Source organism: Haloplanus sp. HW8-1, assembly GCF_023703795.1.
Taxonomy (GTDB): Archaea; Halobacteriota; Halobacteria; order Halobacteriales; family Haloferacaceae; genus Haloplanus; species Haloplanus pelagicus.
This window is the reverse complement of the sequence record NZ_CP098518.1, coordinates 1991806-2014761: the sequence shown is the minus strand read 5'-3', so window position 1 is coordinate 2014761 and position 22956 is coordinate 1991806. Positions and strand designations below refer to the sequence as shown.

20 protein-coding genes are annotated in these 22956 nt (G+C 66.3%); 9 read left to right on the top strand and 11 right to left on the bottom strand.

Annotated elements, in window-relative coordinates; translation table 11 throughout:
- Positions 1-58: 58 nt before the first annotated feature.
- The 3 genes from NBT82_RS10735 to NBT82_RS10725 form a co-directional block, all read right to left on the bottom strand.
- Positions 59-871 (bottom strand): ABC transporter permease, encoded by an 813-nt coding sequence (locus NBT82_RS10735; protein WP_251328114.1) that lies wholly within the window; start codon positions 869-871, stop codon positions 59-61.
- Positions 871-1617: an ABC transporter permease gene (locus tag NBT82_RS10730; RefSeq protein ID WP_251328113.1), complete on the bottom strand. Its 747-nt coding sequence runs from the start codon at positions 1615-1617 to the stop codon at positions 871-873. Before NBT82_RS10730 ends, NBT82_RS10735 begins: the two co-directional genes overlap by 1 nt.
- Before the next feature lie 194 nt (positions 1618-1811).
- Positions 1812-2948 carry an ABC transporter substrate-binding protein gene (locus NBT82_RS10725; protein ID WP_251328112.1) on the bottom strand — a complete coding sequence of 379 codons (1137 nt, stop codon included), beginning with the start codon at positions 2946-2948 and terminating at the stop codon, positions 1812-1814.
- Between the two features lie 468 nt (positions 2949-3416).
- Between NBT82_RS10725 and NBT82_RS10720 the strand changes: the two genes are divergently transcribed.
- Positions 3417-4238, top strand: a complete 822-nt coding sequence (locus NBT82_RS10720) for an IclR family transcriptional regulator (RefSeq protein ID WP_251328111.1) — start codon at positions 3417-3419, stop codon at positions 4236-4238.
- 1 nt (position 4239) lies between these two features.
- Here the strand turns inward: NBT82_RS10720 and NBT82_RS10715 are convergent, their stop codons facing one another.
- Complete coding sequence (locus NBT82_RS10715; protein ID WP_251328110.1) at positions 4240-5151, bottom strand: HpcH/HpaI aldolase/citrate lyase family protein; 912 nt, start codon at positions 5149-5151, stop codon at positions 4240-4242.
- 229 nt (positions 5152-5380) lie between these two features.
- Between NBT82_RS10715 and NBT82_RS10710 the strand changes: the two genes are divergently transcribed.
- Positions 5381-6007 (top strand): MBL fold metallo-hydrolase, encoded by a 627-nt coding sequence (locus NBT82_RS10710; RefSeq protein WP_251328109.1) that lies wholly within the window; start codon positions 5381-5383, stop codon positions 6005-6007.
- 1077 nt (positions 6008-7084) lie between these two features.
- Positions 7085-7279 carry a cold-shock protein gene (locus NBT82_RS10705; RefSeq protein WP_049937282.1) on the top strand — a complete coding sequence of 65 codons (195 nt, stop codon included), beginning with the start codon at positions 7085-7087 and terminating at the stop codon, positions 7277-7279.
- Here the strand turns inward: NBT82_RS10705 and NBT82_RS10700 are convergent.
- Entirely contained in the window at positions 7276-8937 is a 1662-nt protein-coding gene (locus tag NBT82_RS10700) for a spermidine synthase (RefSeq protein WP_251328108.1), read from the bottom strand. The two genes, NBT82_RS10705 and NBT82_RS10700, sit on opposite strands and share 4 nt — an antisense overlap.
- Before the next feature lie 91 nt (positions 8938-9028).
- On the opposite strand from NBT82_RS10700, the gene rdfA reads away from it, so the two are divergent.
- From rdfA to NBT82_RS10685, 3 genes are all read left to right on the top strand, one after another.
- On the top strand, positions 9029-9637 hold the full coding sequence (gene rdfA / locus NBT82_RS10695; protein WP_251328107.1) for a rod-determining factor RdfA: 609 nt from the start codon (positions 9029-9031) through the stop codon (positions 9635-9637).
- A gap of 65 nt (positions 9638-9702) precedes the next feature.
- Positions 9703-11658, top strand: coding sequence for an archaea-specific SMC-related protein (locus NBT82_RS10690; protein WP_251328106.1), 1956 nt, complete (start codon positions 9703-9705; stop codon positions 11656-11658).
- A gap of 72 nt (positions 11659-11730) precedes the next feature.
- A complete protein-coding gene (locus NBT82_RS10685) occupies positions 11731-12009 on the top strand; it encodes a hypothetical protein (protein ID WP_251328105.1) in 279 nt (92 codons plus the stop codon).
- Here NBT82_RS10685 and NBT82_RS10680 read toward each other — a convergent pair.
- Positions 11994-13868 carry a BCCT family transporter gene (locus NBT82_RS10680; RefSeq protein ID WP_251328104.1) on the bottom strand — a complete coding sequence of 625 codons (1875 nt, stop codon included), beginning with the start codon at positions 13866-13868 and terminating at the stop codon, positions 11994-11996. The genes NBT82_RS10685 and NBT82_RS10680 overlap by 16 nt on opposite strands.
- 79 nt (positions 13869-13947) lie before the next feature.
- Between NBT82_RS10680 and NBT82_RS10675 the strand changes: the two genes are divergently transcribed.
- Both NBT82_RS10675 and NBT82_RS10670 read left to right on the top strand, forming a co-directional pair.
- Positions 13948-15195, top strand: a complete 1248-nt coding sequence (locus NBT82_RS10675; protein ID WP_251328103.1) for an NAD-binding protein — start codon at positions 13948-13950, stop codon at positions 15193-15195.
- A 62-nt stretch (positions 15196-15257) separates the two neighbouring features.
- On the top strand, positions 15258-15698 hold the full coding sequence (locus NBT82_RS10670; RefSeq protein WP_251328102.1) for a universal stress protein: 441 nt from the start codon (positions 15258-15260) through the stop codon (positions 15696-15698).
- On the opposite strand, the gene NBT82_RS10665 is transcribed toward NBT82_RS10670, so the two are convergent.
- Together NBT82_RS10665 and NBT82_RS10660 are read right to left on the bottom strand one after the other, a co-directional pair.
- Positions 15695-15868: a hypothetical protein gene (locus NBT82_RS10665; protein WP_251328101.1), complete on the bottom strand. Its 174-nt coding sequence runs from the start codon at positions 15866-15868 to the stop codon at positions 15695-15697. The genes NBT82_RS10670 and NBT82_RS10665 overlap by 4 nt on opposite strands.
- Positions 15869-15900: 32 nt before the next feature.
- Positions 15901-16350: a hypothetical protein gene (locus NBT82_RS10660; RefSeq protein WP_251328100.1), complete on the bottom strand. Its 450-nt coding sequence runs from the start codon at positions 16348-16350 to the stop codon at positions 15901-15903.
- A gap of 79 nt (positions 16351-16429) precedes the next feature.
- Between NBT82_RS10660 and NBT82_RS10655 the strand changes: the two genes are divergently transcribed.
- Complete coding sequence (locus tag NBT82_RS10655) at positions 16430-17062, top strand: hypothetical protein (RefSeq protein WP_251328099.1); 633 nt, start codon at positions 16430-16432, stop codon at positions 17060-17062.
- 32 nt (positions 17063-17094) lie between these two features.
- Here the strand turns inward: NBT82_RS10655 and NBT82_RS10650 are convergent, their stop codons facing one another.
- From NBT82_RS10650 to solA, 3 genes are all read right to left on the bottom strand, one after another.
- Positions 17095-18846, bottom strand: coding sequence for a BCCT family transporter (locus NBT82_RS10650; RefSeq protein WP_251328098.1), 1752 nt, complete (start codon positions 18844-18846; stop codon positions 17095-17097).
- A gap of 289 nt (positions 18847-19135) precedes the next feature.
- A complete protein-coding gene (locus NBT82_RS10645; RefSeq protein WP_251328097.1) occupies positions 19136-21691 on the bottom strand; it encodes a GcvT family protein in 2556 nt (851 codons plus the stop codon).
- A gap of 56 nt (positions 21692-21747) precedes the next feature.
- Positions 21748-22893: an N-methyl-L-tryptophan oxidase gene (solA, locus tag NBT82_RS10640; protein WP_251328096.1), complete on the bottom strand. Its 1146-nt coding sequence runs from the start codon at positions 22891-22893 to the stop codon at positions 21748-21750.
- Positions 22894-22956 lie beyond the last annotated feature (63 nt).

Below are 22956 nucleotides of genomic sequence, written 5' to 3'. Positions count from 1 at the left end.
GCTCGTCCCCTCGCCGTCACTCGTCGTCGATCGACCGAAAAAAAGAACGCGACCGGCGTTAGAGCGCGGTGTCCATGTCGCTGGCCCACGGCGCCAGCCATTCCTGGGCCATATCGAGCAGTCGCCGCGTGACGTACCCGAGCAGCATGATGTTGATGATCAGCGCCAGGACGGGGGCCGTCGAGATGGACTGGTTCCCGACGTCCATGATGAACCCGCCGTAGCCGGTCCGGATGTACGTCTCCGCGAGGATGAACCCGCGAATCGCCCGCGTGAGCCCCATCCGGAGGCCGGCGACGAGGAACGGAATGACGGCCGGCAGGGTGATGTCCTTGAAGATCTTCAGCGACGAGGCGTCGAAGGACTGCCCCACGTCGATGAGTTCCTGATTGACCCCGCGCGCACCGTGATAGAGGTTCAACAGGATGTGCCAGACGCAGGCGAGCCAGATGATCGTGATCCGGAACGGCAGGTCGATGCCGAGGACGACGATCAACAGCGGGAGCAGCGCGGACGTCGAGGTGGCGAAGAACGCGCTCACCCACGGCGTCATGATGCTGTCGAACCTCCTGCTCCGGCCCATGAGCAGGCCGACCGGCACCGCGAAGGCGACGGCGAGGCCGAAGCCCATGAACATCTCGGTGACGCTCTTGATCAGTCTATCGACCATCGCGCCGCGCTGGAACAGGTCGATGTACGAGGCGACCACCTCGGTGAACGGTGCGAAGAGGTTCGCACCGAGCGCCTGACCGACCGCCTCCCAGAGGAGGAGGACGGCCAGGACCGCGGTGATCTGGACGATCGATTTCTTCTGCCGGCGGCTGAGCGTGCCGAACCAGCCACCGAAGGCGGGGATGTCCCTGACCGCCATCAGTGGCCCTCCTCCCCGGTGAAGTGCCAGGGGATCACCTTGTGTTCGGCGTAGACGACGAACTGCTGGAACAGCACGCCGACGATGGTGATGGAGATGATGACCGCGATCATCTGGTCAGTCTCGTAGGTCCGACCGGCAGCCTCGAGCAGCGCACCGAGGTTGACGATGGCGAGGAACAGTTCCGCCACGATCATCGCGCGGACGGCGCGGCCGGCGCCGAGGCGGAGGCCGGCGAAGATGTGCGGCAGCGACGCCGGCAGCAGGACCTTCCGCTGGAGTTCCATCCAGGAGGCGTCGAAGGAGCTGGCCACGTCGACGTAGTCCTCGGCGATCGAGCTGATCCCCTGGTGGGTGTTGATCAGCATCTCGAAAAAGCACATGGTGAAGACCATGAACACGCGCGCCTCGAAATGCAGACCGAACCAGACGATGATCAGGGGGATGTACGCGATCGCCGGCGTCGAGTAGCCCGCGTCGATGAACGGGTTCATCGCCCACTCGATGATCTGTGACCGCGCCATGAAGAAGCCGAGTGGAATCGCGATCAGTGCGGCGATCACGTAGCCGGCGAGCATGTGCTGGAGACTGTTGAACATCGCCCCCAGCAACGTGCCGTCGGCGACGATTTCGACCCACTCGACGACCACTTCGGTCGGCGGGGCGAAGGTGATCGGGAGTGAGATGATCCCTGACCCGATGGCCTGCCAGAGCAGCAGGCCGGCGATCACGGAGAGCGCCGACAACACCCGTCCCGTCGGTATGCGCTCGGTTAACTGCTCGATCGTAGTCCTATTTTGTACGTTAGTTCCCATGTGTGTCAAAATATAACGGAGTTCCTGTGGCTAGGCAGCCGACGTCGCTGGGTTTCCACGCCGATTCGACCGAACCGGGGCGGGCAGCGGTGCGTGGGGTCGTCCACGCACGCGAGTCCGCCGTCTCACAGCTCGGACATCGCCTGCTCGGCGTACTGGGGCTCGATGATCGAATCGATGTCGAGTTCGCGTTCGAGCTGACCGCTGTTCCGGAGCATGTCGTACACCGACTGGAACGGTTCGCTCGGGAACTCGGTCGCCCAGGCCTCCATCTCCCCGGCCAGGACGTCGTACGCGCCGCGAGCCTCGTCGCGGTCGAGCGGCTGTGCCTGGTAGGCCTGGAGGTTCTCGAAGACCCAGTCGAAGTCGTTCATCGCGCGCTGGTTGGCCTGCATGACGGCCGTGACGTACTCTTGGACGAAGGCCTCGAATTCCGGATCCTCGAGGGACGCCGCAGGGACGGCGAGACACGACTGGACGAACTGCGGGAAGTACTCCGAGACGCGCGCCAGAAGCTCGACGGGTTCGCCCTGAGACTGGAGCCGCTCGAACTGCTCGATGTGGCAGGTGAATCCCTGGGCACGCCCGGAGAGGAACGCGCTGATCCGGGCGCTCGACCCGCCGACGTTGACAGTCGACGCCTGGGTGAAGTCCAGTCCCTCCTGGTCGTACACGCCGACGACCTGCAGGTGGTCGATGTTCCCGGGCTGGTTGATCGCGAACGTCAGTTCGTCCGGACGTTCGGTGAATGCACTCAGCGACGTTGCCTCCTCCGAGTGCCCGACGATGTAGTAGTCCGTTCCCATCACTTTGGGCCCGACGATGCGGTAGTCGTTGCCGGCGGCCTGTGAGAAGTACAGGTTCGCGGGCGCGTTCGTGTACGTGTCGACGCTCCCCGCGTTCAGTGCCGTGATGATGAGACGGACGTTCTCGAACCGTCGGACCGAGCCCGTCATCCGGCCGTTCGTGTTATCCGGCATCATCTCCCGGACCGCGGCCAGGTGGGGAATGGTTCCCATCTCGATGTGAGCCTCCGGAACCTGTGCATCGTAGGATGGTGGGGCTTCCGTCGCCGTGGCGGTGTCCTCCATACCGCCATCACCACCACCGCTCGACGTCGGCGTCGAGTCACTCGACGTCGGCGTCTCCTCGTCCGATCCGCCTTGGCTGGAACAGCCCGCAAGCGCCGAACTGGCAAGCGCTGCACCGGTCAGTTTGAGCACGCTACGCCGACCCTTATGTGCGCCGTTATCAGGGGTCATACGAGAACTCCTTAATTACACTAATATAAATAATTTTCTCACACGAAGGGGAACCGATTCGTGAATCGGCAGCGGGGCGGGAGGCTGATCGGATACGAGGCCGGCGGTCTCCCGGCGTTCCGATGGTCGCCGACCGGCCATCGAGGGGATGGGCCCGGCGGGGGACTCGGCCCGCGCGCCGGGAGTCCGCGGCGAACACACTCGGGCAACTCGGCGCCCGACCGGTGGCGGTCGCACCGCACCGAGGACTCGATCCGTTCGAACCCGAGCGACGTCACGAAGTATGACGTTCTATCATATAGAATCGCGTTATTATTAATGAACTATTATTATCATTGCCGATCAGGGAATATACCGTCATAGCGGTTACGTCGGGTGGTTTCGGGACGCCACGTGGGGAGCCCGGGTCGTTCGACATGTTAGAACTTACTGAAAAACTATATATTCACGGGATCGAATGGTACGAGTATGACGTCGAGTGATCGATCACGGGCGCAAACGACGATGAAATCGCTTCGGTTGGTCGAGGAACTCCACGAACGCGGGACGGGACGGGTTACACATCTCGCGGACGACCTAGACATGAGCAAGAGTACCGTCCACAACCACCTGAGTACGCTCCGGGACTGTGGATACGTGGTCAAAGACGGGGACAACTATCGTCTCGGGTTGAAGTTCCTGAAGCTTGGCGGTCTGGAGCGCTCGCGGACGGAGCTGTACCGGTCCGCACGGCCCGAAGTCGAGACGCTCTCATCCGAGCAGTCGAAAACCATCGTACTCGCCACCGAGGAGCTCACCGAAGGGGTCATCCTCGCGCAACTCGGCGCACAGCCGAGGGATACCGAGTGGTACGCCGGAAAGCGGTTCTCGCTTCTCGGGACCCCGGAGGGGGAAGCGATGCTGGCGTGCTTCCCCGACGATCGGATACGATCGGTCGTCGAAGATGCGCCCGAAATCGACGTTGACGAACTCTTCGAGTACCTCGCGACGCTGCGAGACAGGGGATACGTCACGTACCCCACCGAGCAGGGCGACGAGGCCCGACACGTCGCGGCCCCGATCCACAGCGACGAAAGCGACGTTCTGGGGGCGCTCGGTCTGATCGAACGGCGGGACACGGACGGTACCGACTCGGATGACCTCATCGAGATGGTGACGACCGTGGCGAACCAGATCAATCTCCGTCTCGAACAGTCGTGGTACGGCTCGGAGGACGTCGTGACGGCCAAGCATTCGCTGAGCGCGTACGTGGGCTCGAATTCGTCGGGGATCGACGGCGAGGAGTTTTGAGTTACAGGACGCCCGCCCGCTCGGCACGCTCCATGATGTTCTTGGCCATCCGAAACGTCGCGTCGTCGATGATCTCTCCCTCGAACGTGGCCGTCTGTTGTCCCTCCCGTCTCGCCTCCTCGTAGGCCTCGGTGATCTGTGTCGCCAAGCGGGCCTGTTCTTCGGTCGGGGCGAACACCGTGTTCGCGTGTTCGACCTGTTTCGGATGGATTACCCACTTCCCGTCACAGCCCAACATTTTGGCCCGGTTACAGGCCTCCTGGAATCCCTCTTCGTCCTCGAAGTCCGCGTACAGTCCGTCGATCGCTTGGAGGCCGGCCCCCTTCGCCGCGTGGACGAGTCGGGAGAGAGCGTAGTGCCAGTAGTGGCCAGGATACAGGTTACTGTGTCCCGTGGTGAGCCCGCCGACGCCGATACTGGCCGAGTAGTCCCCGGGCCCGAAGATCAGCGAGTCGAGGCGCTCCTCCGCGTGAGCCACTTCGATTACGTTGCTCATCCCGAGTGCGCTCTCGATCTGTGCCTCGACGCCGATCGATCCGGATGGGAGTCCGGCGTTCACCTCGACTTGCGTCAACAGGAAGTCGAGTCCCGTCACCATATCGGCGCTATCCGTCTTCGGCAGGACGAACGAATCGATATGCTCCCCGGCGTTCGTTCCGAGCGTCACCACGTCGTCGTACCACCAGCGAGTGTTCAGGCCGTTGATGCGACAGCTCACGAGTTTGTCGTCCCAATCGTTTTCGATCAGTGCATCGACGATCCGTTCCCGCGCTTCGGTCTTCTCGCTCGACCTGACGGAGTCCTCCAGATCGAGGATGACCTCGTCGGCCGGACTAGCGGCGGCGTGGTCGAGAACCTCCACGTCGTTTCCCGGCACCACGAGTTGCGAGCGGCGGAGGGTTGCGTTGGTCATGTTCGACAATCAGACTGGTAATAAAATAAGGTTGCCCTCGCCCGCCGGTGATTCCGGGCGTGAAAGGACTCCGATACCCCCGTGCGTTCTACTATATGGAACGGTTAATCATCACACCGTCCGGGAGAGCACGCGGGCAGTAGGGGCAAAGACCCGGATTCGACGCCGGAACCGGTGATCGGGGGCAGCCGTCGGTGGAGTTTTGTAGTCTCGTGGGAGTGTTTGACGTGTGCCAACCCAAGTCACTGACCACGTGTACGACATTACGTGTCGAGAAGGACCGGAGGGGGATCGCTATCGGGTCTACCTCTTCACCGACGGAACACCGACGCTGTTCGATACCGGCTTCGCGGACACGGTCGACACGGTGCGTGCAGCGATCGACGAGATCGGTGTCGAACCGAAACGACTCGTCGTCACGCACAGCGACGGCGACCACGTCGGCGGATACAGTTCACTGGTCGATACGTACGACCTCGAAACCTGGGTTCCCACCCGGACCGACGACGAACTGACGCCCGAGCCGACCCACCGATACCAGGGCGGGGATACGATCGGAAGGTTCACCGCGGTCCACGTACCCGGGCACGCGCCGGACAATCACGCGCTCGTCGACGAGGAGGCCGGAATCGCCGTCCTCGGCGACGCCGTGTCGGGGGCAGATCAGCGTGGACTTCCCTCGGGACAGTTCCACCTGCCGCCCGCCGTCTACTCGCAGAGTCTGAATCAGGCCGAAGAGAGTCTCGAACGGTTGCTGTCGTACGAGTTCGACGTTGGCCTCGTCTTCCACGGATCCTCGGTGATCGAGAACGCCAGCGACAAACTCGACCGGTACGTCAACTTCCCCGGAAAGTGAGAGAGCCGGACCACGACCGACCCGTTTCAAAACGCCTCACGGGACGTCGACAGCGAGCGTTCTACATGTTCGAACTGACTTGGTCGGGTGACGGATCGCGAGCGAAGACCGCGAAATAACAAACGTACAGATGTTATGATAAGGGCGGGTACGCGAAACATGGAGTGGCGTAGCATCCGGAACGGAACCGATTCCGAGGAGGTGGGACTCGACACTGATCAGGACCGGTACCGACGACCTACGCCCGGCACCCGACGCGACACTCGAGTACGGGGCCAGATATATCATATATTTTATATTAGTGATGAACAGTCATAGAATAGTAATGTGTGCCGGAGGCTGATCAAACCGAGGGCAGGACGGGGTCGCCGTGCCGTCACCCGTCCCGCAGTGCCAGGGACCGCGACCGGTGTCGGGTCCCCGGGCCGTCGAACGGCGGCATGAGTCGTCGTGTGTCCCGCGGGTCGGTCGCTGCAGCCGAGGGTGGCGTCGTCGAAGTCGCGACGCCGAACCCGACGACCGAACGGGGCGATGCTTAACGATTTTCGAACGGACGCCGAACCGCCGCGTTCCGGGAGGTCACCGGACAGCACCGATCGTTGGGTAACCGGTGGCGGCCTCCTAGTCGGCGTACTGCCGGCGGGATCGTCGGGTCCCGATCGACAGATGATCGGTCGGTACGATCGGCACACGACGGCCGCTTGATCGCTCTACCCAACGTTTCGACGACGGTCACCACCATCGATAGACGAGTCGGACCACGGACGCGTCGCGAGGGCCGTGAAGCGAACCGACACTCGCGTTTTCCCTTGTTACCAGAATATTATATTGTCTGTAAATATGATACTATTGCCGCTCGTAGCCGTAATCCGGACACTGCTCTCGTCCGCAAGTGTGGATTCGGGACCAGCGAGGATCGGAGAGAACCTACCGATCGGACGACGATCCGGCTTGGAAGTTCCGTAACGGACGTTCGGTCACGGGTAGCAGAAGTTCACAACGCCCGTTCACGTCTCCTCCGATCGAGAGTACGAATACACAATCCTTAACCGTGCAGTCAAACTGTTCGTAATTGCAATGGCAAACGGTAAGGTTGATTTCTTCAACGACACTGGCGGCTACGGTTTCATCGAGACTGAGGATGCTGACGACGACGTGTTCTTCCACATGGAAGACGTTGGCGGCGAGGATCTGACCGAGGGGACCGAGATCGAATTCGACATCGAACAGGCCCCCAAGGGCCCGCGCGCGACGAACGTCGTCCGCGTCTAAGCAGGGATACCGTCGCCGCGAGGCGACAGCGTACGTCTGCGTTTTTTGTGATACTGCCCGACGAGCGACGGTGTCGTGGGGAGGCCGGCGGTCGCCGCCGGGCGAGCCGTCGGCGTCTCGTTCTCCGTGGTTCGCTGGACGACGTAGCGCCGCCCGACCATCGGGTCGAGGAGGGCGTCGACGGGCGCCCGGTCGTCGCGGAGGACTGGGACGTCGTCCGTTGGTGGCGAGGATCGATAGCGGGAGATCTCCCGACGCAGATCGATTCCGACGTCACGGCGGTCGTTGCGGCGTTGCAAGGTTCGTTCCGTGAGCCGTTCGTCCCGTTTCGTAGCGATCACCTCGACGTTCTGGACGGCGTTGCCGGGCGCGGTCGGGAAGGTGTACACCTGAGGGAACGCCCGAGCCATCGTCTTGTACTCGGCGCGGTAGAACTTCGAGGCCGGACCGCCGGGGGCGGAGATCAGGTTCGCGAAGAGGACGCCGTCCTCGTCGAGGCGGGACTCGGCGAGTCGCATGAACTCGACGGTGGTCAACTGGAAAGGGACCTTGTCCTTCTTGTAGGCGTCGAGGACGATCAGGTCGTAGGTGCGGTTCGTCTCCTGCAGGAACTGCCGGCCGCCGACGTTGTAGACGTTCAGGTTCTCGGACTCCTCGAGACGGAAGTAGCGTTTCGCCGTCCGGATCACCGCGGGGTCGATTTCGGCCACGTCGACGGTAACGTCGTACTCGGCAGCGAAGTGTTTCGGCCCGGTGAACCCTCCGCCGCCGACGAACAGCACCCGGTCGACGTCCTCGGTCATGAGCAAGGACAGATGGAAGTATCGGGTGTAATCGAAGACGTGACGATCGGGATCCGAGACGTCCATCGCGCTGTGGGGCTGGCCGTCGAGGTAGAGCGTCCGCACGTCGCCGAGTTGCGTGACTTCGAGTTCCTGATACGGCGTCTGGGTGTGATAGAGGACGGGACCGCCGACCGAGACGCCGAGCGTACCGGTGACGCCGGCACCGACGACGAGGAGAGCGACGGCGACGCTCGCGACCGTCGGTTCGCGGCGGTCGGTCCCCCGGGCCAGCCACAGCGCCGTGCCGACGAGCAACAGGCCGAAGCCGACGCCGATAGCCTCGACGCTCAGTTCGGGGATCAACACGAACGTCGTGCCGAACGCGCCGACGATGCTGCCGACGGTGCCGACGGCGTAAACGTGACCGGAGGCCTCGCCGACTCCCTCGGTTCCGGAGAGTTCGGCGGCGTACGGGCTGATGAATCCGAGGAGGTACGTTGGCGGCCCAAACAGGAGTGTCACGGCAGGGACGGAGGCGAATCGCCCGGGAAGGGGAACGGCGGCAGCCGTCGCTAGCAACACGTCGCTCGCGAACACCACGAGGGCGACGTAGGCGGCCGTGCCGACGAGAAGCCACACGAGGCGCTCGCCGGAGGCCCGCTCGGCCGCGCGTTTGCCGCCGAGATGGTAGCCGAGGGAGAGCGCGGCGAGGAAGATGCCGATGATACTCCCCCAAGTGTAGATGCTGGAGCCGAACTGGGGGGCAACGAGCCGCCCAGCGAGGATCTCCAACCCCATACTGGCCACGCCGGAGACGAACACCGCGAGTTCGGGGCCGGAGAACGATCCGACGCGAGCGCGGAGCGACGCCATCGTGTAACAGTTTTCACACGGTTCGGTTAAGCCTTGGCTCGGAGAGTGGGCGCGGAACTTATGCGCCCGACCCGCGTAGCCACGGAGACCGATGGCCGAGGGGAACGGCTGCAAGATCGACGAGGTGTGTGCCCGCCGGGGGCTGCCGACACTGCCCGATCGACTGGTCCGGCGTCGGACGGAGGACGACGACAGCCTTCGCGACCTCGAACGCTTCTTCAACCGAGAGCTGTTGGCGGCGGCGATGCGGGCCGCGGGGATGGAACTACTCGACGCCGGAGCCGCGAACGTCTATCGGCTGTTGACCGACGAGGACGTGAGCGAGGCCGCACGCACGGAGGCGCGGGATCGGCTCTCCCGGGCCGGCGTCGACGTTGCCGCGCTCCGAACGGACTTCGTGACCTACGGCACCGTCCGCACGCATCTCCGGGAGTGTGCGGGGGTCGACACGGCCCGGGAGTCGACGCCGGTGGACGCGGGGAGCGTCACCGACACGGTGTTCGAACTATTCGGCCGCACGGAGGCCGTCACCGAGCGGGAACTGTCGCGCCTGGCCGGAACGCCGGCGCTGGAGACGGGCGACCTGTCGGTGACGCTAACCGCCCGCGTGACCTGCGAGTCCTGCGGTGAGGAGTATCGCCTCCTCCACCTGCTCGAACGCGGTGAGTGTGCCTGCGCGGGAACGGAGTCACAAACGTAATACGTCAGCCCGATCGTACGGCGAGTACGTTCGTCCGATCGCAAAGGGATCGGACGCCATCCACGATGACAGCCGACGATTCGAACGCGGACGGGGACTGGGACGGAGACGAGGACGGGGAGAGATTGGCAGTCAGCGTCCGGAACGTCGGCGGCATCGAACACGCATCGGCGAGTTTCGATCCCGGCGTCACGGTCGTCACCGGGGAGAACGCCTCGAACAAGTCCTCGCTACTCGGGAGCCTGGGGGCCGTGCTCGGCGGATCGCATCCGCCGCTCCGAGGTGGGGCCGAGACGGGGACGGTGGCGCTCGACCTCGACGGGGAGCGGTACGAACTCGATCTCGTCCGCGAAGAGGGGGAAACCGTCGTCGCCGAGGCGACGCCGTATACCGGGGCCGCGACGCTCGTCGATTGCTTCGTCCGCCTCGACGAGGACAACCCGATCCGACGGGCCGTCGTCGCCGGGAGCGACCTCCACGACCTGCTCATGCGGCCGATCGACACCGAGGAGATCGACGCCGAGATCGAGGAGTTGCGGGGACGACGGGACAACCTCGACGAGCGACTCGCCGCCCTCGACGAGCAGATCGACACCCTGCCGGAACTGGAGGTTCGCGCCCGGCGGCTCCGAGAGGAGCACGACGAGGTCACGACGCGCCTCGAGGAGAAGCGAGCGGCTCTGAGCGAGATGGATCGCCGGGCGGCCGCCGAGGAGACCCGCGACCTCCTCGACGACCTCGAGGACGCCCGCACGGAGCGGGAACGCCTCCGCGACAGGCAGGAGACCAAACGGCGAGCGATCGACTCCCTCGAGGACGACCTCGCGTCCGTCGAGGCGGACCTGTCGTCGCTCGCGGCGGACGTCGACGGGGGGACCGTCCGTGACCGACTCGACGGCGTGGACGCGGAGTTGACGACCCTCAGGGAGCGCAAGGGACGCCTCGACGAGACGATCGACGCCCTGCGTCCCATCGTCGAGGTGAACCAGGCGTTGCTCGCGGACAGTCGGCTGCCGGAGGGGTTCGACGAGAGCGACGTGGTCGACCGACTCGATCCGGCGTCGGAGGCGATCAACTGCTGGACCTGCGGCCAGTCGGTCGAGCGGGGCGAGATCCGGGAGCAAATCGAGGCCGTCGAGTCGATCCTGCAGGGGAAACGGGAGGAGCGGAAGGCCGTCGAGGCGCGGATCGAGGAGCGTCAACGGACGCGAGCGGATCTCGAAGCGCGACTCGACGAGCGGGCGGAGCTCGAGGAGCGGCGACGGTGCCTCGAACGCCAGATCGAGGACCGCGAGCGGGCGCTCTCGGGGATCGAGGAACGGATCGAGACGGTCGAGGAGCGTATCCGCGACCTGGAGGCGAACCTCGCCGAGGCCGAGACCGACGACGACCTGCTGCATCGCCACCGCGAGGTGAGCGATCTGGAGTACGAGCGCGGCCGACTCGAACGCGAACTCGCGGCGGTCGAGGACGACATCGAGGCCGCGGAGGCCGCCCGGTCGGAGGCCGACTCGCTCCGCGCCGAGCGGGCCGAAGTGAGCGACCGCCTAGCAGACCTCCGCGAGCGGATCGACCGTATCGAACGCGAGGCCGTCGAGACGGTCAACGAGTGTATGGCTCGCGTGCTGGATCGGCTGGACTACCGCGCGATCGAGCGGGTCTGGATCGACCGTCGCGAGACGGACGGCGAGACAGCGTTCGACCTGCAGGTGGTGCGGACGACCGACGACGGCACCGTCTACCGGGCCGCCGTCGACACCCTCAGTAAGAGCGAGCGCGAGGTCGTCGGCCTGGTCATCGCGCTGGCGGGGTATCTGGTCCACGACGTTGCGGCGTCGGTGCCCGTCGTCGTCGTCGACGCCATCGAGATGCTCGACGCCGAACGGATCCGTGGCCTGCTGGACTTCTTCGACGAACACGCCCGCTACGTCGTGGCGGCGGTCCTCCCCGAAGAGGCCGACCGCCTCCGGACGACGTTCGACACCGTCGCCCTCGAAACACCCGGAATCGCCCGTCAGTGAGACTGTGTCCGTGTGTCACGGCGGGCAGAAATCCACCGATTTATCCCTCCCGGCGGCGTACTCCGGCCATCGATGACGACAGCGGACCCCGATTCGACCCCCGACCTCACGCCGGCACCCGGGCCGGCCGCCCGGAGCGCCTTCCGACTCGGCGTCCTCGTGGCGAGTGTCGCCGGCCTCACCGTCCTCGCCTGGCTCTACCGGACCGGCACGCTCACCACCACGACGGCGGTGTACGTCACGGTTGCCCTCTTTCCCGTGTATCTGCTGGTCGTCGCGTCAGTGCTGAGCGTCTGGCTCGGCTACGACAAGGGCCCCACGGATCTCCAGTCGGTCTACCGCTCCCGTTGATCGTCGCTCCCGGGCGACAGGAGCCGACCGAGCGGCGTGTCCGCGAGGACGACGGCCGCGCGGTCCAGAAGCGTCGGGTGGCCCCGTTCGTGGCGGCGAAAGGTCCGGGTCAGCCCCAGAAGCGACACGAGCGAGAGGACGGCGAAGGGGCCGCCGGTCGCGACTGCCGCGGTCTGTAACGACTCGCCGCCGCCGACGAGCAACACGGCGACGGCAACGACGCCCTGAAGCACCCCCCAGAAGACGATGCTTCCGGTGGTGGGAGCGTGCCCCCGCTCGGTCGCCAGGATCGACACGACGAGCGTCGACGTATCGGCCGACGTGACGATGAAGACGACGATGAGCGCGAGAAACAGGAACATCAGGAGTCGGCTGAGCGGCAGGGCCGCGAAGACGGGAAAGCCCGCGACGGCCTCGGAGCCGCCACCGGCGTCGACGGCGGCGAGGGCGTCCGCCCGCCCCGAGTGCTGAAGCGAGAGGGCGGTACCACCGAGGAGGAGGTGCCAGCAGACGGAGGCCGCCGACGTGGCGACGACGCCGGTGAACACGACGGTCCGTACCCGGCGGCCCTTCGAGAGTGCCGCGAGAAAGAGGCCGGCGAAGGGCGCCCAGGAGAACCACCACGACCAGTTCCAGACCGTCCACTCTGCGGCCCAGTCGCCGCCGTACTGGAGGCTCATCGGGACGAACCGGGTCGCGTAGCGGCCGAGCGCGGCCACCCCGGAGTCGAGGACGAACCCCCGCGGACCGACGGCGAACAGGAGGGCCGAAAAGAGGGCAAAGAGGAGGATGTTGACGCCGGCGATGCGCCGGATCCCCCGCTGGACGCCGCTCTCGGCGGAGATGCTGTAGATGACGACGAGGCCGGCGACGAACAGCAAGGCGCCGACGCCGCCGAAGCCGACGCCCCACTGGAACGCCACGCCGGCCAGGAACTGCCGGCCGACGATGGCCACGGAGGTGGCGACGCCGCCGATGGTGGCGAAGATGGCGAGCACGTCGACGAGTTTCGCCACGGTTCCGTCGAGGCCGTCCACCCCGAGGAAGGGCGTCAGGATGGTCGACACGCGAAGCGGGGCGCCGTGCCGGTAAGTGAAGTAGGCGATGGGCAGGCCGACGACGAGGTAGGCACTCCAAGCCGAGAGTCCCCAGTGAAAGAGGGCGTAGCTCACCGCGACGACGACGGCGGCGGCGGACCGAGGGGCGACGTCGGCCGCGGGTGGCGGCGAGCCGTAATGGAAGAGTGACTCGGCCGGGCCCCAGAAGACGATGCCCGCGGCGATGCCGGCGGTGAAAACCATCGCGAAGTACGTCGGATAGGTGTAGGTCGGCTCCGCGTCGGGGCCGCCGAGTTTGATCGCCCCCCACGGCCCCACGAGTAAGAAAAGACAGTACAGGACCGCCAGAAACATCGCACCGAGAAAGAGTGGAGCGGCGTCGTCGAAGAGGATGCCGTCGACGGCAGCCACGGCAGCGGTCGTCGTTCCGGGAGCGGCGAGTCGGGTGACGAAGAAAGCCAGGAGGACGAGAACCGGAACGCCGAACGTGACGGGGTCCTGACGGGCGAGAAAGCCGCTCGCCCAGTGTCGCCAGGGGACGTGCCGGACCCGGAGGAGGTAGGGAGCCCCGGGGCGCTCGTCGTCGGGCGCGACGTCGTCGAGGGGGAGGAGCGCGAGGTAGGCCAACCCGGACCCGAAAAAGAGAAGCGCGACGGCGAGCCACCCTCGGCCGGTCACGACGGAACCGACGATCCACGGGAAGAAAAATCCGGAGACGACGACCATTCCCGAGGCCGCACACACGGGCAGCAACGCCGCACGAACGAGGCGCTCGACGCCGGTCGCGCCATGTGTCGCCATATCACATCCGTCGACGGCCCCAACCATAGGTGTGTCGTCGACTCACACTTTTTATCTCCCCGTCACGAAGAGGAGCGCCGTGGCGACCGATACGGACGAACGGCCGGACGATACGGCTCTCGAAGAGCTGTTTCACCGGCCCGAACGGGTACCGCTCGTCTACTGGCGGGCGTTCTCCGGCGCGCGGACCGCGGTGTGGGTGACTGGCGCGGCCGCCGTGCTCGCCTTTATTGCCGGGCTCTCACATCTCAGTCAGGCGTCGGTCGTCCCGGTGGGACCGCTCGCCGGCCTCCTTCCGCCCGGAACGGCCGCGGTGATACCGCTCGCGAGCATCCTCGGTGCCTTCCTGCTCACCGTCGCCGCCGCGGGACTGCGGGCGGGCTACCGCCTCGCGTGGTACGGGGCGCTCGTCCTGTTTCCGGTCCTCCTCGTCGTACCGCTGGTGACCGGGGACGCCACCGACGTCGCCCTGTTCGTGGGCGGCGCGGTCGGCCTGCCGCTGGTGACGGCGAACCGGAGTGGGTTCGACCGGGCGCTCGACCTCTCCCCGTTCCAGACGACCGCGTTGCTCTCGTTCGTCGCGGTGCAGGTGTACGGCACCGTCGGAACGTACGCGATGCGGGAGGACTTCACGGGCGTCGAGAGCCTGACCGACGCGTTCTACTACATCATCGTCACCGGCACGACAGTCGGCTACGGCGACGCGACGCCGACGACGCAGGTGACCAAACTGTTCACGCTCTCGGTGATCGTCCTCGGGACGGGCGCGTTCACCGTTGCGACGGGGTCGCTGATCGTCCCGGCCCTCGAATCACGGATCTCCAGTGCGTTCGGAACCATGACCGCCTCGGAACTCACACTGCTCGAGGACCACGTCCTGGTCCTGGGCTACGGCGAACTGACGGAACCGCTTCTGGACGAACTCGATACGACGACGGACGTGGTCGTCGTGACGCCCGAGGCCGACCTGGCAGCCACACTCGACGACCGGGCAGTGAACGTCCTGACGGCCGACCCGACCGACGAGGAACCGCTGCTCGACGCCCGCATCGACGCCGCGAGGGGCGTGGTCGTCGCCACCGACGACGACGCCCGGGACGCACTGGCGGTCGTCGCGGCCCGACAGGCCAACCCGGACGTACGGATCGTCGCGGCAGCAACCGACCAGCGACACGTCGACAAACTCGAAGCCGTCGGCGCCGACGTGGTCGTCAGCCCGGCGGTCATCGGGGGACGGCTCCTCGGTCGAACGGTTCTGGGGGAGCGCGGAGCGTCCCTCGATGGGCTCTTCGACGAGGGGGCGTCTGACGGGACCAGCGGGGAGTAGCGTGTGCCGTTGCCGTCCCCAAGTTATTTGCTCCCGTCAGGAGAACGACCAATAAGAGACCGATGTACGAGAACATCCTGATCCCGTTCGACGGCAGCGACGAGGCACGGAAAGGGGCCGAACATGGCATCGACCTCGCGGCCGCGTGTGGGGCGACGGTCCACGCGCTGTACGTCATCGATCTCCCGGGCGCACCACGGACGGTGTACATCAGGGACGACGAGGACGAGATGCGCGAACGCTATCGCGAGTACGGTGAGGAGGTGACGGGCGAACTGTGTGAGATGGCGAACGCGGAGGGCCTCGACTGCACGACGGTCATCCGGAGCGGCTCACCCGGCGAGGAGATCGTCGACTACGCGAAGGCAGAAGGCATGGGCGCGATCGTCCTCGGCAGCGCGTACCGGGGCAAACTCGGGGCACTCCTCGGCAGCACCGCCGAGAAGGTCGTCCGGACGTCCGGAGTGCCCGTGGTCACGGTTCGCGAGCAGATGAACGACTAGCCGCGGGGCGCGCGCCGCCCGAGCCAGCGCTCCCGAAAGTAGATGAGGATGCTGGCACTCAGAAAGGAGAGGCCGGCGACGGTGAGTCGGCCCGCGGCCAGCAGCCACAGCGCGGCGGCGAACGCGGCGACCGTCAGCAACGCCAGGGCCGTCGGAACGGGATCGGGCATGGACGGGTCCACGGCCCGGGGGGACAAAAACGTCAGTAGAAGTGCTTGAACTCCCAGTGATACTGGCAGTTGTGGCAGGTCGCCCACTCCGGAACGTCGAACGCCTCCGGATGACGCTGGCCGTGTTCCATCCGCGCTCGGCAGACCGGACAGATCAACAATCGGAGTTCCAGATCGGTCATCTCCCCCGGCGGGAACGTCGCCGAACAGGACGGACAGTCGATGTCGTCCCGCGGGTCAGACTGGAGGATGCCGGCCCCACACTCCGGACACCCGAGCATCGCGGGCGGTCGGTACGCCCATCCGGTGTCGCCGTCGATGGTCGTCGTGTGGGTCTCGACGCTCGACAGTCGGAACTTGTTGGGTCCGTCGCCGGTCCGAAGTGGCTCGATCAGCCGTCCGAGGAGCCACGCGAACGGCGCGAGTATCCGGCTCCCCGCCGCAGCGAGCGTCGCCACGAGGCCGTGAGAATCATCGGCCACCGTGGTTCAGTTGGGGAGCGAGCGGCATAAAACGCTCGTCGGGGATAGGCTTTCCACGGCGCCCACTCAAGGGGAACGCGTGTCGAACCCTCGTCGACTGTCGGCCACGGGAGACGCCGAACGCCGCGCAGCGATGCCCACCTGGCGAACGCGTGGCGGCGCCGTCGTCGGAATCGTCCCCCTCCGGACCGTCGGGGGCGGACCGATCGACGTCGTCGGTGTCGGCGGGCCGACCCGCGCGGTGGCGTCGTTTCTCCTCGTCCTCGTCGTCGGGACCGCGATCCGGTATCGGTGGGGCGACGTCCTCGACCGATCCGTGGAGGCGACCGTCGAGCGCCCGGCGCGGGGAACGATCTACGGCGTCGCTGCCGTCGTGTTCGGATGGCTCATGGTGGCGTACGCCTTCGCGCAGGCGTTCCGTCTCGGCACGGCCCTCGGCACCGCGGCGGTCGCACTGGGGACGGCCGGAGCCCTCGTGGTCGTCGCCGCCGGCTTCGTCGTCGTCGGCACGACCGTGGTGACGATTCTCGACCGCGGGTGGGCGTGGGCCGGGCCGTTCGTCGGCGCGGCCATCAGCGGCCTCGCGTGGCTGGCGTTGCCGTTCGGCCCGGGTCTCGCCGTCTGGCTCCTGCTGGCCGCGGTCGGCGTCGGCGGCCCGGCACGGCGGTGGGTTCACGCGTCACAGTCGGTCGAACGGGCCGTCGACGGGTGAGTGGAGAAGGGAGCAGCCACGCCGTGGGGCCGTCAGTCGCTGCTCGCCGGGTCGTCACCATCTCGGATGTCGGTCACCATCTCGTCGCCCGCGGTGACCACGTCGACGTCCTCGCGGTCCGAGAGTTCCTCGATGGTCTCGGCGAACTCCTCGGATTCGAGGATCTCGTACTCGTTCCTGAGCCCGAGGTAGACGGTGTAACACATCAGACAGAGGATGACCGCGAAGGGCAGACCGGTCGTGATGGCCGCCGTCTGCAGGGCGGTCAGGCCGCCGCCGTACAGCAGGATGGCGGCGACGAGTCCCTCGGTGATCGCCCAGAAGATGCGCTGGACCTTCGGCACGTCGTGCTTGCCGCCCGAGGTCAGGTGGTCGATGACCAGCGACCCGGAGTCCGAGGAGGTGACGAAGAAGGTGATCACCAGCAGGGTCGCGAGGATGCCCGAGATCGCACCGAGCGGGAACTGTTCGAGCATGGCGAACATGGCGACCGTCTGACCGACCTCGTTGTAGGTGGCGAGCGCCGCACCGTTACCCGCGATCGAGTTGTAGAGCGCGCTCCCGCCGAACGTCGAGAGCCAGATGGTCGAGAACATCGCCGGCAACACCAGCACCCCGAGGACGAACTCCCGGACGGTGCGGCCCTTCGAGATGCGGGCGATGAACATGCCGACGAAGGGCGACCAGGCGATCCACCAGCCCCAGTAGAAGACGGTCCACGCGGTGACCGTCCCGCCGCCGGGGGCGAGCGTGCCACGGAAGAACCCGAGCGCGAGGATGTTGTTGAAGTAGGCGCCGAGCCCCTCGACCCAGGAGCCGAGGATGAACACCGTCGGGCCCACGAGCAGCAGGAACCCGAGCAGCGCGAACATCAGATAGAGGTTGATCGTGCTCAGACGCTTGACGCCGCCGTCGAGGCCCGCGGCGACCGAGAGGGTCGCGATGCCGGTGATGCCCGCGATCAGGAGCACCTGAACCAGCGGGTTGGTCGGCACCGAGACGAGTCCGAGGAGGTCGCCGCCGACGTAGGAGAGGCCGGTGTTGACCTGGGCCACCCCGAGGCCGAGCGACGTCGCGAGGCCGAACAGGGTCGCGAACACGGTGACGAGGTCGATCAGGTGGCCCGGCCAGCCGTAGATGCGCTCGCCGAGCAGGGGCCAGAAGATCGACCGGAAGGTGAGCGGCAGGCCGCGGTTGAACGAAAAGAAGGCGAGGCCGAGACCGACGAGGCCGTAGACGGCCCACGGGTGAAAGCCCCAGTGGAAGAACGTCTGGGCCATCGCCGCCGAGGCCGCCGCACCGGTCTCGGCCTCGGCGCCGAAGAAGCCGGGGACGTTCTGGAAGTAGTACAGCGGTTCGGAGACGCTGAAGAACATGAGACCGATCCCCATGCCGGCGCTGAACAGCATCGCCATCCACGAGAAGTCGCTGAACTCCTTTTCCGCTTCGACGCCGCCGATCTTGATCTTGCCGTACCTGCTGAACGCGAAAAACAGCAAGACGACGATGAAGACGTTCACCGCCAGTAGGTAGAACCAGCCGAAGTTCTCGCCGATGAAGTTGAACAGGGCCGTGTACGCCGACGCAGCCTGGTCACCGAGGATCACCGTGACGGCGATGAAGAGGGCGATGATGACCAGTGCGACCGGGAACACGACCGGGTGGATGTCGAAGCCGAGCGCCTGGATGTTGGTGTCTCCGGGTTCGCGGTCCGATTCCGGGTGGAACAGTTCCACCTGGAGTCCATCGGACATCGACCCGGTAGTTTCGTCTGCGTCAGCCATACCGTTCCTCCGTCCGGCGGGTGCCGGTCGTCTGTGGTGAATTGCTCATGGGTCGTCCGTTCGTGTCTGAACCGTCGGTTGTCGTGCGGTACGCCGTCCCAGTCGACCGCCATCCCCCGTCACGAGCGGCCCCACGAACTTCGTGGGCATAGGTAGCCGCCACCATGACAGGGAGCCACATAGACACCTACTCGTTATGTCAAATAAATCTTGGTATTTTTTTGAATAATCGGCCCGTGTTCAGGGACCGGGCGGATCCAGCGCCCCGTGTTGCCCGGCCGAGCGCCCGCTATCGCAGGATCTTCTCCCGACCCGGATCGAACAGGGGTTCCTCGCGGACGGTGGCGTCGTACGTCTCGCCCTCGCAGGTGACCTGGACGGCGGTGCCGGGGTCCGCGTACTCGCTCGGTACGTACGTGTAGCCGATGGACGCGCCGACACTGTAGCCGTAGTCACCGGCCTGGACGTAGCCGAGCGTCTCGCCGCCCTTCGTGACGGGGCGGCCGCTCAGCAGGCGGTCCGTCGAGTCGTCGAGCGTGAGCGGGACGATACGGCTGTCGGGACCCGACCCGCGGATCTCCGCCAGCGCCGCCCGCCCGACGAACTCCGTGTCCATGTCGACGGCGAACGGGAGGCCTGCGGCGAAGGGGTTGGTGTCGGTGTCGATGTCCGTCCCCCAGAGCCGGTAGCCCTTCTCCAGACGCATCGACTCCAGTGCGCCGCCACCCATCGGGCGCACGTCGAGGTCCTGGCCCGCCTCCCACAGCGTCTCCCAGAGGCGTGCGCCGTACTCGGCCGGCGCCCACAACTCCCAGCCGAGTTCGCCGACGTAGGACACCCGTAGCGCGATTACGGGCACCTCGCCGACGTACAGGCGCTTGGCCGAGAAGTAGGGAAAGCCATCGTCGGAGACGTCGGCCTCGGTGACGCGCTGGAGGAGGAGCCGCGATTTCGGCCCCCAGAGCCCGATAGTAGAGCGGGCGCCCTCTTCGACGGTGACCGAGACGGTCTCCGGGGCGTGGGCTTGCAGCCAGGACCCGTGGATGCCCGGCGAGTTGCCGCCGCCGGTGGTGACCATGTACTCGTCCTCGTCGAGGCGGACGACGGTGACGTCCGCCAGAACGTTGCCACCCTCGTTCAGGAGCAGCGAGTACCGCACCGTGCCAACGTCGATGTCGACGTCGTTGCTGCAGACTCGCTGGAGGAAGGCGCCGGCCCGGCCCCCCTCGACCATGATCGAACTGAACGACGTCATGTCGAACATGGAGACGTGCTCTCGGGTGTGAAGATGTTCGGCGCCCTCGATCGGCGAGCGGTTGATCCCCCGCCAGCCCGCCTGTTCGGGGATGCGGTCCGCGTAGCGGTCGACCAAGTCGGCGTTGGCGTCGTACCACTGAGCCGACTCCCACCCGCCGCTCTGGACGAACTCGGCGCCGAGGTCCGCCTGCTGGCGGTAGAATGGGCTCCGGCGGAGGCCACGGTGGTCGTCGTGCTGCCAGTTGGGTTCGACGATGCTGTACACCTGTCGGTACCGCGTCGCGCCGCGGTCGACGAAGTAGTCCTTGCTGCCGGCGTGGGGTTCGAACCGGTTGACGTGGATGGCGCCGGTGTCGACCGGGCCGTCGGGGAGTTTCGGCACGCCCGTCTCCATCCACTCCGCGAGAATCTTCCCGTACCCCCCGGAGTGCGTCCACCAGATGGCGAGGGCAGTCCACAGTCCGTCGACGGCCGCCGTCTCGCCGAGGACCGGCATGCCGTCGGGAGTGAACACGAAGATACCGTTCTCTGTGGCTTCGAACGACGCGTCCTCGGTGACGGGGAGGAGTTCCTCGAACGCCCGTTTCGGCGAGACGTCGCGGTCGGGATGGGTCGCCCGCTCCCAGTGTTCGTCGGTGAAGTCGTGGACCGAGGCCTGCCGCGTCTCGGTGTTCGTCCCCATCGCGTCGGGGTCGACGCTGAGCGACTCGTGGTTGTACGACCCGAGGCCGAGGCTGTCGCCGTGGGTGCGGAAGTACAGCGAGTGGTCCTGATCGCGGCCGACCGGGCGATGTGGCGCCCGACCCATGGCGTCGGCGATACGGTGGTCGCCGGGTACCTCCAGGCCGCCGGTGTCGACGCGGGTCGCAGGGTCCGCACCCGCCAGTTCGTCGAGCGGGTCCGTGACTACGTACTGGTGTTCGACGGGGGCGATGGGGAGGTCGACACCGGCGAGTTGGCCGGTCCGGTAGCCCCAGTTGTTGGTGGCGATCACACAGCGGTCACACTCGATGCGGCCCCGGTCCGTCTCGACGGCGGTCACCTCGCCGCCGGCCACGTCGAGGTCGGTCACCGACGTGTGGCCGTAGAAGTCGGCGTCCGACTCCTCGATGTACCACTGGAGGGCGGCGACCCCGTCGACGCGGCCGTCGGTCGGCGAGTAGTACCCGCCGAGGATGGCGTCCTCGTTCACCAGCGGGAGGTGGTCGGTGACCTCCGCGGGGGTCAACAACTGCGGATCGGGAAGCCCGTAGGCGGTGGCATGTTCGACCCGCCGCTGGAGGAAGTCCATACGCTCCTCGGATCGGGCGACTTCGATGCCGCCGACCTCGTCGTAGACGCCCGCGTCGTCGAGCAGTCGACTGGTGTAGTGAGCGGTCTTCGTCATGAGCTTCGACGGCGACGTCTGGAACATGATGCCGGGGGCGTGGGTCGACGATCCGCCGGTGACCGGCAGGGGCCCCTGATCGACCGCGACCACGTCCTCGGCACCGAGTTCGGAGAGGTGGTACGCGACGCTACAGCCGACTGCCCCGGCGCCGATGACGACCGTTCGTGCCGACTCCGGGAGTGTGGTGTCCGCGCTCATGACACATACGTGTCACCGAACCCGTCAAAAGGTTCCGGGTGCCTCACCTGCGGCCTTTATGATTCGAACCGGTCGAGTCGGAACATCTCGGTGGGGTGGTCGGTGTCGCCGTCGGCGGCCAGATCCGCGAGGATTTCGCCGATGACGGTCGCGAACTTGAAGCCGTGCCCCGAGAAGCCCGCGCCGACGGTCACCTGCGGATGGTCGGGGAGCGTATCGAGGATGAAGTGCTCGTCGGGGGAGTTCGTGAACATGCAGGTCGCGAGGCGCATCGTCGGCCCGGCGGCCTGCGGGAAGTACTTCTCCGTGAAGTCACGGAGGAGCACCTCGTCGGCGGGTCCGGGGTCGGTGTCGTAGTCGTCCGGATCGACCGACTCGTCGAGGTGGTGGTATTTCCCCAGTTTGAATCCCGGCACGTCGTAGATCGGCAGGCCGTAGAAGCGCCCCTCGGGGACCTCGATGTTCCACACCGGGAGGTGATCGGGGTCGAACAGTTCGGGCGTCTCGGGTTGGAACCACGCGAGCACCTGTCGTTCGGGGACGGCCAGCCCGGAGAGGGCGTCGGCGAGTTTGTAGTTCCAGGCGCCGGCGGCGAGGACGAGCCGGTCGGCCTCGTACGTGTCCCTGTCCGTCCAGACGCGGACGCCGCCGTCCGGCGTCGGGGCCCAGTCGTAGACGCCTTCCCGAGCACGGATCTCGGCGCCAGCGGCCTGTGCGGCCTCGACGTGGCCGACGATCGACTGCTCGGGGACGACGAACCCGCCGTCCTCCTGATAGACGGCGCGATACTCCGCGGGGAGGTCGTAGCCCGGGAACCGCTCGTTCAGTTCAGCCCCCGTCAACACCTCGTGTGGAATGTCGTGTTCCTCACAGGAGCGTCGCGACCCCTCGAAGACGTCGTGCCCCTGGGGGGCCGCGTCGATGGACCCGGTACGGTGGATGACCGGTCGCCCCGTCTCCTCGGCCAGGTCGTCCCAGAGTTCGTACGCCCGTTCGATCAGCGGGATGTACGAGGGATGCTCGTAGTACGCTCTCCGGATGATACGGGTGATCCCGTGGGATGATCCCTCGGTGTGGGGGATGTCGAACCGCTCCAGTCCCAGTACGTCAACCCCTCGTTCGGCGAGGTGGTACGCGGTTGCACTACCCATGCCGCCGACGCCGACGACGATGACGTCGCGGCGCTCGTCGCTCGAACGCATACGCAGGGGTTCGGAGGGGAGGGTATTGACCCTTGGGTCCCGTCACCCGTCGGTCGGCGACCC

Coding starts and splice junctions, on each gene's coding strand:
- NBT82_RS10735 (WP_251328114.1), bottom strand. CDS start 871: ATGGCGGTCAGGGACATCCCCGCCTTCGGTGGCTGGTTCGGCACGCTC.
- NBT82_RS10725 (WP_251328112.1), bottom strand. CDS start 2,948: ATGACCCCTGATAACGGCGCACATAAGGGTCGGCGTAGCGTGCTCAAA.
- NBT82_RS10720 (WP_251328111.1), top strand. CDS start 3,417: ATGACGTCGAGTGATCGATCACGGGCGCAAACGACGATGAAATCGCTT.
- NBT82_RS10715 (WP_251328110.1), bottom strand. CDS start 5,151: ATGACCAACGCAACCCTCCGCCGCTCGCAACTCGTGGTGCCGGGAAAC.
- NBT82_RS10705 (WP_049937282.1), top strand. CDS start 7,085: ATGGCAAACGGTAAGGTTGATTTCTTCAACGACACTGGCGGCTACGGT.
- NBT82_RS10700 (WP_251328108.1), bottom strand. CDS start 8,937: ATGGCGTCGCTCCGCGCTCGCGTCGGATCGTTCTCCGGCCCCGAACTC.
- rdfA (WP_251328107.1), top strand. CDS start 9,029: ATGGCCGAGGGGAACGGCTGCAAGATCGACGAGGTGTGTGCCCGCCGG.
- NBT82_RS10690 (WP_251328106.1), top strand. CDS start 9,703: ATGACAGCCGACGATTCGAACGCGGACGGGGACTGGGACGGAGACGAG.
- NBT82_RS10685 (WP_251328105.1), top strand. CDS start 11,731: ATGACGACAGCGGACCCCGATTCGACCCCCGACCTCACGCCGGCACCC.
- NBT82_RS10680 (WP_251328104.1), bottom strand. CDS start 13,868: ATGGCGACACATGGCGCGACCGGCGTCGAGCGCCTCGTTCGTGCGGCG.
- NBT82_RS10670 (WP_251328102.1), top strand. CDS start 15,258: ATGTACGAGAACATCCTGATCCCGTTCGACGGCAGCGACGAGGCACGG.
- NBT82_RS10665 (WP_251328101.1), bottom strand. CDS start 15,868: ATGCCCGATCCCGTTCCGACGGCCCTGGCGTTGCTGACGGTCGCCGCG.
- NBT82_RS10650 (WP_251328098.1), bottom strand. CDS start 18,846: ATGGCTGACGCAGACGAAACTACCGGGTCGATGTCCGATGGACTCCAG.
- NBT82_RS10645 (WP_251328097.1), bottom strand. CDS start 21,691: ATGAGCGCGGACACCACACTCCCGGAGTCGGCACGAACGGTCGTCATC.
- solA (WP_251328096.1), bottom strand. CDS start 22,893: ATGCGTTCGAGCGACGAGCGCCGCGACGTCATCGTCGTCGGCGTCGGC.